This is a genomic window from Pseudomonas parasichuanensis, assembly GCF_021601385.1.
GTDB classification, from domain to species: Bacteria; Pseudomonadota; Gammaproteobacteria; order Pseudomonadales; family Pseudomonadaceae; genus Aquipseudomonas; species Aquipseudomonas parasichuanensis.
Window position 1 is genome coordinate 24,447 of record NZ_BQHO01000031.1, and the last position, 12,957, is coordinate 37,403.

Annotated in this window: 15 protein-coding genes; 7 read left to right on the forward strand and 8 right to left on the reverse strand. The window is 63.9% G+C overall.

The window, feature by feature from the left end:
• Positions 1–90 precede the first annotated feature (90 nt).
• Together rssC and rssB are read right to left on the reverse strand one after the other, a co-directional pair.
• On the reverse strand, positions 91–573 hold the full coding sequence (gene rssC / locus L6D77_RS21390) for an anti-sigma factor antagonist RssC (RefSeq protein WP_232880001.1): 483 nt from the start codon (positions 571–573) through the stop codon (positions 91–93).
• Positions 570–1,754: a two-component system response regulator RssB gene (gene rssB, locus L6D77_RS21395; RefSeq protein ID WP_232880002.1), complete on the reverse strand. Its 1,185-nt coding sequence runs from the start codon at positions 1,752–1,754 to the stop codon at positions 570–572. Before rssB ends, rssC begins: the two co-directional genes overlap by 4 nt.
• A 363-nt stretch (positions 1,755–2,117) precedes the next feature.
• Here rssB and L6D77_RS21400 point away from each other — a divergent pair, with 363 nt between their 5' ends.
• Positions 2,118–2,417 (forward strand): PilZ domain-containing protein, encoded by a 300-nt coding sequence (locus tag L6D77_RS21400; protein ID WP_125463388.1) that lies wholly within the window; start codon positions 2,118–2,120, stop codon positions 2,415–2,417.
• A 54-nt stretch (positions 2,418–2,471) separates the two neighbouring features.
• Here the strand turns inward: L6D77_RS21400 and L6D77_RS21405 are convergent, their stop codons facing one another.
• The gene (locus L6D77_RS21405; RefSeq protein ID WP_232880003.1) at positions 2,472–3,179 is read right to left on the reverse strand and encodes an MlaA family lipoprotein; all 708 of its coding nucleotides are present in this window, start codon (positions 3,177–3,179) and stop codon (positions 2,472–2,474) included.
• Between the two features lie 189 nt (positions 3,180–3,368).
• On the opposite strand from L6D77_RS21405, the gene L6D77_RS21410 reads away from it, so the two are divergent.
• Positions 3,369–3,932, forward strand: coding sequence for an HAD superfamily inactivated hydrolase PcrP (locus L6D77_RS21410; protein WP_232880004.1), 564 nt, complete (start codon positions 3,369–3,371; stop codon positions 3,930–3,932).
• A 123-nt stretch (positions 3,933–4,055) separates the two neighbouring features.
• Positions 4,056–4,319: a DUF4404 family protein gene (locus tag L6D77_RS21415; RefSeq protein WP_232880005.1), complete on the forward strand. Its 264-nt coding sequence runs from the start codon at positions 4,056–4,058 to the stop codon at positions 4,317–4,319.
• Between the two features lie 140 nt (positions 4,320–4,459).
• On the opposite strand, the gene queF is transcribed toward L6D77_RS21415, so the two are convergent.
• Positions 4,460–5,290: an NADPH-dependent 7-cyano-7-deazaguanine reductase QueF gene (gene queF / locus L6D77_RS21420; protein ID WP_232880006.1), complete on the reverse strand. Its 831-nt coding sequence runs from the start codon at positions 5,288–5,290 to the stop codon at positions 4,460–4,462.
• Positions 5,291–5,358: 68 nt separating this feature from the next.
• Positions 5,359–5,877, reverse strand: a complete 519-nt coding sequence (locus L6D77_RS21425) for a cupredoxin domain-containing protein (RefSeq protein WP_232880007.1) — start codon at positions 5,875–5,877, stop codon at positions 5,359–5,361.
• A gap of 243 nt (positions 5,878–6,120) precedes the next feature.
• Here L6D77_RS21425 and L6D77_RS21430 point away from each other — a divergent pair, with 243 nt between their 5' ends.
• Both L6D77_RS21430 and L6D77_RS21435 read left to right on the forward strand, forming a co-directional pair.
• Positions 6,121–6,801 (forward strand): heavy metal response regulator transcription factor, encoded by a 681-nt coding sequence (locus L6D77_RS21430; protein ID WP_232880008.1) that lies wholly within the window; start codon positions 6,121–6,123, stop codon positions 6,799–6,801.
• The gene (locus L6D77_RS21435) at positions 6,798–8,150 is read left to right on the forward strand and encodes a heavy metal sensor histidine kinase (protein ID WP_232880200.1); all 1,353 of its coding nucleotides are present in this window, start codon (positions 6,798–6,800) and stop codon (positions 8,148–8,150) included. The genes L6D77_RS21430 and L6D77_RS21435 overlap by 4 nt, the downstream gene beginning before the upstream one ends.
• A gap of 116 nt (positions 8,151–8,266) precedes the next feature.
• On the opposite strand, the gene L6D77_RS21440 is transcribed toward L6D77_RS21435, so the two are convergent.
• From L6D77_RS21440 to L6D77_RS21450, 3 genes are all read right to left on the reverse strand, one after another.
• A complete protein-coding gene (locus L6D77_RS21440; protein WP_232880009.1) occupies positions 8,267–9,511 on the reverse strand; it encodes a lipoprotein-releasing ABC transporter permease subunit in 1,245 nt (414 codons plus the stop codon).
• A 61-nt stretch (positions 9,512–9,572) separates the two neighbouring features.
• Positions 9,573–10,256: a lipoprotein-releasing ABC transporter ATP-binding protein LolD gene (lolD, locus tag L6D77_RS21445; RefSeq protein WP_232880010.1), complete on the reverse strand. Its 684-nt coding sequence runs from the start codon at positions 10,254–10,256 to the stop codon at positions 9,573–9,575.
• 7 nt (positions 10,257–10,263) lie between these two features.
• A complete protein-coding gene (locus tag L6D77_RS21450; RefSeq protein ID WP_232880011.1) occupies positions 10,264–11,514 on the reverse strand; it encodes a lipoprotein-releasing ABC transporter permease subunit in 1,251 nt (416 codons plus the stop codon).
• 93 nt (positions 11,515–11,607) lie between these two features.
• Here L6D77_RS21450 and L6D77_RS21455 point away from each other — a divergent pair, with 93 nt between their 5' ends.
• Positions 11,608–12,192, forward strand: a complete 585-nt coding sequence (locus tag L6D77_RS21455) for a PilZ domain-containing protein (protein WP_232880012.1) — start codon at positions 11,608–11,610, stop codon at positions 12,190–12,192.
• 30 nt (positions 12,193–12,222) lie between these two features.
• Complete coding sequence (locus tag L6D77_RS21460; protein ID WP_232880013.1) at positions 12,223–12,939, forward strand: glycerophosphodiester phosphodiesterase; 717 nt, start codon at positions 12,223–12,225, stop codon at positions 12,937–12,939.
• Positions 12,940–12,957: the final 18 nt, after the last annotated feature.

A 12,957-nucleotide genomic window follows, 5' to 3' on the forward strand; every position in this document is an offset into this window, starting at 1 on the left:
CGGATTTGCCGGCCTCTTCGCGGCTAAAGCCGCTCCTACAGAGATCGCGCTGCGTCTGTGGGAGCGGCTTTAGCCGCGAAGAGGCCTGGATCAGGAACGCTCCAGCGCGCTCACCAGGTCGTGGAACGCCTCGCGGTTGGAGTCGTTCAGGCCCATGAGGATCTTGTGCGCCTCCAGCACCTTGGAACGCACCACGTCTTCGCTCTGGTCCTGGGACGGCAGGTCGGTCAGGCACTCGGGGCATGGCACCGGGCGGTCGACGATGTTGAACACCTGGTCGAAGCCCATGGACTGCAGCAGGCGCGAGATGTCCGGGTTGGTGGTCACCACGGTCGGCAGCAGGCCGATTTTCTGCCGCGACAGGATCGACAGCTTGGCCAGCAGGCCCAGCGTGGTGCTGTCGATGCTTTCGGTTTCGGTCAGGTCGATGACGATGGCCGAGAAGTTCAGCGCAGTGAAAATCTTCTCGATCGTCGCATCCAGCGCCGAACACAGGGTCAGGCGCACTTCACCGACAAATTTCAGAACGAAGGTGCCGTTCTGTTCGGCGAACTGGATTCTACCGGTACTCATTCAAGGTTCCTGCTCAACACCAATAGGGCGATATCATCCGGCATCTCCCCAAGCGTAGCCAATTCGAATCGTTGGCGCAGCCCCTCCAGGCTGCCCCCCGCTTCCTTGACGATCTCCGGCAAGGTCGCTTCCTTATCTTTGAGTGTGCCCCCTGGCAAAAGGTCCAGAATGCCATCGGACATGAGCGTGAGGCTGAACTGCGGTGGCAGCTCCAGCACCAGGTCCTGGTAGCTGGCCTCATCGAACAGCCCCACTGGCAGGCCGCGGCCTTCCAGGTAGCGGACTTCACCCGGGGTGTACAGCACCGGCAACGGCAAATGGCCGCCGACGCTGTAGGTGAGCAGGCCGGTTTCCTCGTCGATGACGCCACCGACCATGGTTACATGCTTGCCCAGCTTGCAGTTGATCAGCCCGCGGTTGATGTGGCTGAGCACTTCCGAGGGCTTGAATTCGCGCACCTTGCTACCGCGCTTGAATTCGAACAGCAGCCGCGTGGTCATGAACTTGAGCAGCACGGTGACGAACGCCGACGACGCGCCATGGCCGGAAACGTCTGCCAGGTAGAACGCAATGCGCCGGTCATCCACACGGAAGTAGTCGGCGAAGTCGCCCGACAGGTACAACGACGGGATGATCTGGTGCTCGAAGGTGTATTCGCCCGCGACCCAGGGGTTCTCGGGCAGCATGTTCATCTGCACCTGGCGCCCGGCGGTCTGGTCTTCCTGCAACAGGTGCAGGCTGGCCTCGAGCTCGCGGTTGGCGGCTTCCAGCTTGTCGCGGTAGCGCTGGTTTTCCAGCACCAGGCGCGAGCGGTCGAGCGCGCGGCGCACCGAGTGCTCGAGCACGGCGAGGTCTTCAAGCGGCTTGATCAGGTAATCGGCGGCGCCAAGGCGCAAGGCCTCGACCGCGTCGCTCATGACACCGGCACCGGACACCACGATCACCGGCAACTGCGGCGCGCGCTCGCTGATCTGGCGGATCAGTTCGAGGCCGCCCATCTGCGGCATGCGCAAATCGCAGATCACGAGGTCGGGCTGGTGTTCTTCGAAGACCTGAAGGCCCTGCTGGCCGTTCCCGGCCTGGAGGACGCTGAAGCCACTGTCTTCCAGATAGGCGGCGAGGCTGGCACGGACCACATCGTCGTCATCGATAATCAGCAGCGTTGCACTGGTTTTCTGCATGTGGGCGAACGGCGCCGATTTGGGTTGGCGTAGCGGGCGGCGGCAAGCCGGCGCGAAGCTACTGGAATACTGTGTGATCACTCACTCTCTGAGTTGTAGGACAAGAAGACTTGCCCGGCAAATAGCAGTGGTGCCCTGTAAGGCGCAGACGGTACTCCCATCCGCCGGGCGTTTCAAGCACACAAGGGTCGAGTGCTGCGCCGTAATCACTGGTGGTTATTAAGGGCCCTGATTCGCACACTGTTATGCATATCCGCAGGCCCTGCCCTGCTCTGCAACTGGCGATTGCCGATGCAATTTGCCCGGACGTATGATCGGCTCTACTGCCTGCACAGCGGCGCAACCCGATGGAAAGGACCGAGCATGCACCTGACGCCTGACAGCCACAGTGAAAAACGCGATTTCATCCGCATGCGCATCGACACCGAGGTCAGCCTGCTGCATGAGGGCCAGGTGATCGCAGCGGTCTGCCTCGACCTCTCCAGCAGCGGGATGCAGGTGCAGGCGCCACAGCGCTTCCAGGTGGGCGACCGCATTGAAGTGCGCATCGACTCCGACCACCCTGCCCTCAAGGGCCTGCATGCCAGCACCGAGGTGGTGTGGATCGCCGACCAGCCGGGCGGCGAACAGAAGTTCGGCCTGCGCATCCTGGCCATGCACTGAGCGCAAGACGCAAAAAGGCGACCCGAAGGTCGCCTTTTTTCACATCGACACAGCTTAGAAGTCGTCTTCGACTTCGCCATCCTTGACCTTGAACTCGCGGTTCTGCAGGTAGGCGTTGCGGATGAAGATGTACTTGTCGCCCTGGATCAGCTTCTCGGCAGGCAACAGGCTGGCACGGGTATCGATCACGTCCAGGGCGAAGATCGAGTTGCGCGTCGGCACGTGGTCGATATAGCGGTAGGGTTCGGTGTAGGTGTCCGGGTACTTGGCCAGGCCGTCACGCACGGTGCTTGGGCCAAGCAGCGGGATGACCACGTAGGGGCCGCTGGGCACGCCCCAGTAACCGAGGGTCTGGCCAAAGTCTTCGTCGCTGCGTTGCAGGCCCATCTTGGTGCCGACATCGAAGAAGCCGCCCAGGCCGAAGGTGGTGTTGACGATCAAGCGTGCAGTGTCGACACCCGCCGCGTGCGGCTTGAGCTGCAGCACGTTGTTGGCCAGGTTGGTCACATCACCCAGGTTGCGGAAGATGTTGTGGATGCCATCTTCGAGGAACTGCGGGGTGACGGCCTGGTAACCCTGGGCCAGGGGTTTGAGGGCGTAGGTATCCAACACATCGTTGAACTTGAAGATCGGTCGGTTGACCGTCTCCCACGGGTCGTCCTCGGTGGCCGCCTGGGTGGCTGCCACGGGCGCCAGCAACAGGCTGGCGCAGACACAGGCCTGGGTGAGTCGCTCGATCACTCCGGCACCGATCCTACGCATAGATGTTTCTCCATCGGATTTCAGGGCGGCAACGGCCCTGGGCGCGCTGCGAACAAGGCGCCAGTATAATGGCTCGCTGGCTGATAAACAGCTTTACATATATTTGCTCAACATTTTGTGAACAACTGTTGCAGTCATCGCTCGGTAACAAACGCTGGATAGCCTGCAGGGTATTTCAGGGAAGTTGCCATGCAAGACGCACCTGCCTTCACTGCCGTGCTGTTCGGCCTGCGTGGCTGCCTGGTCCAGGCCAGCAACGGCAGCCCCCTGCCCGCCCCCGGCGCCCTGGCCTCGCTGGCCAGCCTGCGCGCCCGGCAAGTGCCCTGCATCTGGCTCGACGAAGTCAGCGCCAGCGCGGGCAAACGCCTGACCAGCGTGCTCCCTGCCTGGCTGCCGGGCCAGCCCAGCAACGGCTGCAAATGGCCGGCGCCCGATGCCTGCTGGCACGCCCTGATGGCCCTCGAAAGCCAGCAACTGGAAGGCTGCGTGCTGATCAGTGGCGAGCCGCTGCTGCTGCAGTCGGGCCTGAACGCCGGGTTGTGGACCGTCGGCCTGGCCGCCTGCAGCCCATCCTGTGACCAGGCCTCAAGCCAATGGCAGGCCATGAGCCAGCAGGAGCAGGAGCGCGCCCGCGGCAAGGCCACGCTCGAGCTGTTCGGCCTGGGCGTGCATTCGGTCATCGACCACCTGGAATCCCTCGACACCTGCCTGTCGGACATCGCCCTGCGCCGGCACAAGGGCGAAAAACCCTGACACATCCGCTTTGACGCGGGTCATGCAAAGCACCGGCAGGTGGATTACGCTAGAGGTCAGGCACGAACCTTTACCATTGCGCCGAGGTCCATGCCTTGCCAAGCCATTGATGGAGAACGAACAATGCCTGCCCGCGAACTGCAAGAGCGCCTCAACAGCCTGCGCGAGCAACTGGACCGCAACGTGCCGCTTTCGGAAGAAGAGCTGGCCAACCTGCATGAAGAAGCCCGGCAGATCGAGGCTCAACTCAAACTTGAGGAAGCCACGCCAGACAACAACCTGGTGGATGGCGTGAACCTCGCCATCGAACGCTTCGAGGCCGACCACCCCGACCTGACCGCCACCCTGCGCAGCATCGCCAATTCGCTGCATAGCATGGGGATCTGATCCTTCAACTCCATTGGGGCTGCGTTGCAGCCCTTTCCGGCCGGTCCGGCGCCCCGGCAAGGCCGCTCCTACAGGGACAACGCGATACCTGTAGGAGCGGCCTTTTGCCGCGAAAAGGGGCGCAACGCGCCCCCAATCCCTTACTGCCGAACCAGTCGCAGGTTCTGCGGGCTGATCGCCCGGGTGCTGCGGTAAGGGTTGATATCCAACCCACCTCGGCGCACATACCGCGCATACACGGTCAGGTGCTCCGGCTGCAGCAGCTTCTTCAAATCCAGGTAAATGCGCTCGACGCACTGCTCATGGAAATCGGCATGCTGGCGGAAGCTGATCAGGTAGGTCAGCAGGCTGGCGTGATCCAGCGCCCGCCCCTTGTACTCCACCACCACACTGCCCCAGTCCGGCTGGCCGGTCACCGGGCAATTGGACTTGAGCAGGTGGCTGTGCACGGTCTCTTCCACCACGCGCTCTGCAGAGCAGTGCAGCAGCTCAGGCTGTGGCTGCTCGTAGTTGCTGATGGTGATATCCAGCGCATCGATGCACTGGCCCGGCAAGGCGGTCACGCCCTGAGCTTCGACTTCAGCCAGGGTGCGGACCTTGACCAGCACCGGCTTGCCGGCAGCGCCGGACAGGTCTTTCTCGAGGCAGGCCTGCAGCTCGGCCACCGAGGCGAACACGGTCTGGTTCAGCGAGTTGAGGTACAGCTTGAACGACTTCGACTCGATGATGTTCGGCGAGTCGCAGGGGATGGCGAACTCGGCGATGGCCACCACCGGCTTGCCCGACGGCAGCAGCCAGGACAGCTCGAAGCAGTTCCAGAAGTCCACCCCCTGCCACGGCAGAGCCTCGCCACTGACCCCCAGTTCGGCCCACTTGGCCAGGCGCGGGATGGGGAACAGCAGCGCGGGGGTGTAGGTGGCGATGTATTCGCTGGACTTGCCCAGCGGGGAGTGTTCGGCGGCGGGATGCATGGAAACTGACCTGAAGGTTCGAAATGGCCCCTAGTCTACCGGTTTTGCACCCCGCCTTGGAGCGCAAGCTACTCGATGGTCAGTGGGCCGACCATGCCGGCCTGGTAGTGCCCGGGTACGTTGCAGGCGAACTCGATGGGTGCCGAGGTGCGGAAGGTCCAGGTCAACTCGGCGCGCCGGCCGGGCTGCACCAGCACGGTGTTGCCGCCGCCATGGGCGTGGCCGCCCTGGCTCATCTGGCCGTGGTCCATCTGGCCATGGTCCATGCCCTCGTGGTTCATGCCAGCGGTGAAGAGCTTGCCCTGCATCGCCACCATCTCTTTCTGGTGCTCGGCATGCATGGCCTTGTCACCCAGGTTGAACTCGTGGGGCAGCTTGCCTTCGTTGATCAGTACGAAACGTACCGTCTCACCGGCCTTGACCTTGAGGCTCTTGGGCTCGAAGGCGATGTCCTTGAGCACGACCTCGACGGTACGGGTGGCCTTGGCTGCCGGCGCCGGCTCGCCGAAGGCGAAGTGCTGCGCCTCATCGGCGAAGGTGGGCAGGCTGACCAATGCAAGGGCGGCGGTGATGAACAGGTGTTTCATGGGAACTCCGGGAACTGCAGCGAGAATGAGGCCATTCTGGAAAGCGCCGGCTGGCAGCTGGCTGACGGGAAGATTACAACTTTGTCAGCTTGGGCGGCGCACGGGATCGTCACGTATGATTTCCAGCATCGTACCTGTGGGAGCGGGTTTACCCGCGAATGCTGCGGTGAATGCGCCGACGCTTTCGCGGGTAAACCCACTCCCACAGGGCCCGCTTGACCCAGACGGAACCGTGAAAAGCCCATGAAACTGCTGATCGTCGAAGACCAGGCCAAGACCGGCCAATACCTGGCCCAGGGCCTGAGCGAGGCCGGCTTCAACACCGAGCTGGCCGGTGACGGCGAGACTGGCCAGCACCTGGCGCTGACCGGCGACCACGACCTCTTGATCCTCGACGTGATGCTGCCCGGGCGCAATGGCTGGCAGATCCTCCAGGCAGTGCGCCAGGCCGGCCTGGCCACCCCGGTGCTGTTCCTCACCGCCCGCGACGCCGTCGAAGACCGCGTGCACGGCCTGGAGCTGGGCGCCGACGATTACCTGGTCAAGCCCTTCGCCTTCTCCGAACTGCTGGCCCGCGTACGCAGCCTGCTGCGCCGCGGTGCCAGCGCCAGCCAGGACACCTGCCTGATGCTCGCCGACCTGCGCCTGGACCTGATCCGTCGCCGTGCCGAGCGCTCAGGCCTACGCATCGACCTGACCGCCAAGGAGTTCGCCCTGCTCGAACTGCTGCTGCGCCGCCAGGGCGAGGTGCTGCCCAAGTCACTGATCGCCTCCCAGGTGTGGGACATGAATTTCGACAGCGACACCAATGTCATCGAAGTGGCAATCCGCCGCCTGCGCCTGAAGATCGACGACAGCCACGCCACCAAGCTGATCCACACCGTGCGCGGCATGGGTTATGTGCTTGAAGAGCGCCAGGACTGATGCGCCGCCTGTCCCTCGGCGGCCGTCTGGCCCTGCTGTTCGCCGCCTGCACCGCCAGCGTCTCGCTGGGTGCCGGGCTGTTGTTCAGCCGCGCCAGCGAGCAGCACTTCGTCGAACTCGACCAGCAGTTGCTCAGCGGCCGGCTGTCATTGATGCGCAGCCTGCTCGAAGGCGTGGCCACGCCTGAGCAGCTGCGCGCGCGCCTGCCCCAGTTGCGCGACGAACTGAGCCACCAGTCCGAGCTGGCCTTGCGTGTGCGGGGCGCCGACGGCACAGCCTGGTTCGACAGCCGCACCGGCCTGCCGGACGAACCGCGCCAGCCGGGCCTGGCGACCCTGCATACCAGCGGCATCGACTACCGCAGCCTGAGCACCACGCTGGCAGACCGTCAGCCCAGCGCCGCGCAGCTGACCCTGTTCCTCGACATCACCCATCACCAGCACTTCCTGCAGGGTATGCAGCGCCTGATCTGGCTCACCGTCGGCCTGTCCGCGCTGGCCACCGCGCTGCTCGGCGCCTGGGCCGCGCGCCGTGGGCTCAAGCCGCTGCGGCAGATGGGCAAGGTGGCCGCCAGCGTCAACGCCCGCTCACTGACCACGCGCCTGCCGCTGGCGCAGTTACCCGAAGAGCTGGCCGAGCTGGGCGCCACGGTCAACGCCATGCTGCAGCGCCTGGATGACGCCTTCCAGCGCCTGTCGGCGTTCTCTGCCGACATCGCCCACGAGCTGCGCACGCCGCTGTCAAACCTGCTCACCCACACCCAGGTCACCCTCACCCGCCCACGCAGCCTCGAGGAGTACCGCGAAGCGTTGCACGGCAATCTGGAAGAGCTGCAGTGGATGGCCCAGCTGGTCAACGACATGCTCTACCTGGCCAAGGCCGACCACGGCCTGCTGATGCCCAGCCGCCAGCCACTGGACCTGGCGGCGGAGGTGGACGCGTTGCTGGAGTACTACGCGCCGCTGGCCGAAGACGCCGAGGTGCGGTTGCTGCGCGAGGGTACGGCGCACACTGAAGGTGACCGGCACATGCTGCGCCGGGCCCTGTCCAACCTGCTGGACAACGCCCTGCGCTTCACCCCTGCCGCAGGCCAGATCCGTGTGACACTCGAGCCCGGGCTGCGCATCGTGGTGGCCAATCAGGGGCCGGCGATTGCACCAGCATTGCTGGAGCGGCTGTTCGACCGTTTTTATCGGGCAGACCCGGCACGCCAGGAAGGCAGCAGCGAGCATGCGGGGTTGGGTTTGGCGATCACCCGCTCGATCGTGCAGGCGCATGGGGGGAGCATCAGGGCAGAGTGTGCCGATGGCTGGACTAAGTTTGTGATCGAGTTACCTGAAAGGCCTTGAACTGGGGCTGCTTTGCAGCCCATCGCGGGGCAAGCCCGCTCCTACAAGGGATCGCATTTTCCTGTAGGAGCTGCCTTGTGCCGCGAAAATCTTCAATTCAACGAGCGGTTTGAGCCTTACTCGTAACGCAGCGCCATCGCCGGCTCGATCTGCGAGGCGCGGTACGCCGGGTAGATGGTCGCCAGGAAGCTCATCACCAGGCCCGCCGTGCAGATCAGCGCCACGTCGCCCCACTGCAGCTCGGACGGCAGGCTGCTGATGAAGTAGATGTCGGAGGTGAAGATGTGCTGGCCGCTGACCCGCTCCAGCCAACCGACCACCGCGCTGACATTCAACGCCAGGGCCACCCCGAGCACACCACCGAGCAGGGTGCCGACGATACCGATCAGGCTGCCCTGGACCATGAACGTGCCCATGATCTGCGCAGGGGTGGCACCAATGGTGCGCAAAATCGCAATGTCCGCGCCCTTGTCGTTCACCACCATCACCAGGGTGGCGATGATGTTGAACGCCGCCACCGCGATGATCATCATCAACAGCAGGCCGATCATGGTCTTTTCCATCTTCATGGCGCTGAACAGGCTGCCCTGGGTGTGCGACCAGTCATCGGCGCGGTAGGCATCGCCCAGGCCCGCGGCAATGGCCTTGGACACCTGCGGCGCGGCATACAGGTCGTGCAGTTTGAGACGTACGCCCTGCACCTGGCCCGGGGCCCAACGCTGCATCTCGCCGGCATCGGCAATGTGGATGTAGGCCTGGGAGCCATCCAGCTCGGCGCCCACCTTGAAGATGCCGACCACGGTCAGGCGCTGCATGCGTGGGGTGATGCCACCCGGCTCTTTGCTGACTTCAGGGACGATCAAAGTCAGCTTGTCACCGGTATTAAGGCGGAAGCGCCGGGCCGTCAGCTCGCCGATGACCACCCCGTACTCGCCCGGCTGCAATGCTTCCAGGCTGCCCTGGACAATATGCCGGGTAACGATGGAGACCTTGCCCTCCTCGGCCGGGTCGATACCGGCAACCTGGATCGGCTGCATCGCCCCGCGGTACGACAGCATGCCTTCCATCTCGGTGATCGGCGCGGCAGCCATCACCGCCGGGTTGCCTTCGGCGGCGCCGGCGACCTTGCGCCAGTCGTCCAGTGGCTGCACGCCGAGGATGGCGGCATGTGGCACCAGGCCAAGCACGCGCGAGCTCATTTCGCGCTGGAAGCCGTTCATCACCGACAACACCGTGATCATCGCCAGCACGCCCAGCGACAGGCCGATCATCGAGGTCATGGAAATGAACGAGATGAAGTGGTTGCGACGCTTGGCACGGGTGTAGCGAGCACCGATGAACAAGGACAAGGGTCTGAACATGAACCGGGATACCCAATGAAAGTGTGAACCGGGGCGCTTCAGCACGCCCCGCGCAGGCGATTCAGATCGCCACCAGGCGCCCGTCTTCCAGGCTCAGCACGCGGTCCATCTGGCGCGCCAGGTTGAGGTCGTGGGTCACCACCAGGAAAGCGGTCTGCGAGTGAGTGGACAGCTCGCGCATCAGCTCCTGGATACCGAGGGCGGTATGGTGATCGAGGTTGCCGGTAGGCTCGTCGAGCATCACCAGGCCCGGGCGGTTGACCAGGGCACGGGCGATCGCCACGCGCTGGCGCTCACCGCCGGACAACTCGGCCGGCTTGTGATTCAGGCGATGGCCCAGGCCAACGCGCTTGAGCAGCGCTTCGGCACGCTCGCGGGCCTCGGCGATCGGCGTCTTGCCGATCAGCAGCGGCATGCAGGCGTTCTCCAGCGCGGTGAACTCTGCCAGCAGGTGGTGGAACTGGTAGACGAAGCCCAGCGCGCGGTTGCGCAGCAGCCCACGGGCCCGCTCGCCGAGCGCCGAGAGCTCTTCACCGGCCAGCCACACGCTGCCCTGGGTCGGTGTATCGAGGCCGCCCAGCAGGTTGAGCAAGGTACTCTTGCCCGAGCCCGAACTGCCGACGATGGCCACCCGCTCACCGGGGTGCAGCTCAAGGTTCAAGCCGGACAGCACCTGGACCGACTCCGGGCCTTCGTCGTAGCTCTTGCCCAGGTTGCGGCAACTCAACACGGCTTTATCACTCATGCGCGACTCACTCATAACGTAGCGCCTCTGCAGGCTGGGTGCGCGAGGCACGCCAGGCCGGGTACAGGGTGGCGAAGAAACTCAGGACCAAGGCCGCACCGCAGACCATCCACACATCCTGTGCCTGGAGCTGCGAGGGCAGGTAATCGATGAAGTACACGTCGGCGTTGAGGAACTTGTGCCCGATCAGCGTCTCGATGCCGGCGATCGCCGCACTGACATTGAGTGCACCGAGGATGCCGATGGCGGCGCCGATGAGGGTGCCGACCACGCCGATCACCGTGCCCTGGACCATGAAGATGGCCATGATCTGGCCCGGCGTTGCGCCCAGGGTGCGCAGGATGGCGATGTCGCCGCGCTTGTCGTTGACCACCATCACCAGGGTGGAAATGATGTTGAACGCTGCCACCGCCACGATCAGCAGCAACAACAGGCCGATCATGGATTTTTCCATGCGGATGGCCTGGTAGAGGTTGCCGTGGGTGCGGGTCCAGTCACGTGGATAGAACTCCTGCTCGCCCAGTTGCTGGGCGATGGCCCAGGCTGCACGCGGGGCCTGGAACAGGTCGTCGAACTTGAGGCGGATGCCCTGGACCTGGTCAGGCTTCCAGCGGTGCAGGCGCGACAGGTCGTTGATGTTGGTGAGGCCGAGGTAACCGTCGATCTCGCCGGCGCCAACGTGGAAGGTGCCGACCACGGTGAAGCGCTTCATGCGCGGGAACATGCCCGCCGGCGTCACGCTGACCTCGGGGGCGACGAAGGTCAGCTTGTCGCCGATGGCCACGCCGAGCTTCTGCGCGGCCTTGTCGCCGATCATGATGCCCCACTCGCCCGGTGCCAGCTGGTCGAGGCTGCCGTCGAGCACGAACTTGTCGATGATCGACACTTCACGTTCGCGCGCCGGGTCCACGCCGTTGAGCAGCACCTTCTGCACTTTGCCTTCATGGGTCAGCAGGCCCTGCATCTGGGTGAAGGGCGCAACCGCCAACACTTGCGGATTCTGCTTTACTTTCGAGGCAAGGCCCTGCCAGTCGTCGATCGGCTGGCCGGTCTCCAGCGTGGCATGGGGGATCATCCCCAGCACGCGGGTACGCATCTCGTGATCGAAGCCGTTCATGACCGACAGCACCACGATCATCACCACCACGCCCAGGGCGAGGCCGATCATCGAAGTGAGCGAAATGAACGAGACAAAGTGATTGCGGCGTTTGGCACGGGTGTAGCGCGTACCAATGAATACGAAAAGAGGTCTGAACATGTCGGGGCTTGTTCGGATGAAAGGGAACGTCCTTGTGGCGATGCGCCTACGGCGGCTTTACACTCGGACCACCGCCGCAACCTTGGGTTCGCCATGACGACATTAGACGAAGAAGATCGCCGCGAATACTACCGCATCGAAGATCGGATCGCACTTCAAATCAGCCCCCTCAGCGCGGCCGAAGCCCTTGATACAGAACTGTTGCAGGATGATTCTGAGCTGTTCAACCTGCTCAGCGAATTGCACCTGTCCGACTTCGAATCACAACACCTGCTGCGCCAGCTGAGTGAGAAGGACCGCACCCTCGCCGCCTTCCTGCGCGCCCAGAACAAACGCCTCGACCTGCTCAGCGCCGTGGTCGCGCAGACGCTGCTCGGCGAAGTGGGCCAACCGCAGCCGGTGATCATATCCGAGGGTGGCATCGAGTTCGCCCAGGCACAACGGCTAAACCCCGGCACCCGGGTAAAAGTGAAGATGGTACTGATGCCCCGCGCCCACGGCTTGTTGCTGCGTGGCCGCGTCACCCACTGCGACCCACGCCCCGACGGCAGCTTTGAAGTGGGCACCGAATTCATCGACATGAGCGACGCCCAACGCCAACTGCTCGCGCGCTACATCCTGCAGCGCCAGCAACAGCAACGGCGCCAGGCACTGGAACAGAACGACTCCGCCACCTGAGCCATTTTTCTCTGATTTGAAGGAACGAACGTGACCCTGATCTATGGCCATCGCGGCGCCAAGGGCGAAGCCCCCGAGAACACCCTCACCAGCTTCCGCCAATGCCTGTCCCACGGCGTGAACCGCTGTGAACTCGACCTGCACCTGTCGGCCGACAACGAACTGATGGTGATCCACGACCCTACGCTCAAGCGCACCACCGGCCGGCGCGGCAAGGTGGTCGAACACCCGGCCGCCGACCTGATCAAGATCGACGCACGCCAGGGCGGCCCGGGCCATGTGCAACCCTGCCCTATCCCCAAGCTGGAAGAACTGTTCGAAAAATGCCCGTTCGAGCATTGGCAGCTCGAAGTGAAGAGTGCGTCACGCACCCGCGCCGCCACCACCGTGCTGGCGATACGCGAACTGGCCCAGCAGTACGGCCTTCTGGACAAGGTCACCATCACCTCGAGTTCACGGGAAGTGCTGGGCGCCGCCCAGGAACTGGTGCCCGACGTGAAGCGCGGCCTGGTAGCCGAATACGCCTGGCTCGACCCACTGAAGGTCGCACAGAACTATGGTTGCGAGATGCTGGCATTGAACTGGACACTGTGCACCCCCGAACGCCTGCTTAAAGCACAGGGCCAGGGTTTGCACGTGTCGGTGTGGACGGTCAACGAACCGGCACTGATGCGCCGGCTCGCTGATTTTGGCGTGGACAGCCTGATTACAGACTTTCCCGGTTTGGCCAAGACCACCCTCGGGTAGGGCTGAAATCGGTCTCCC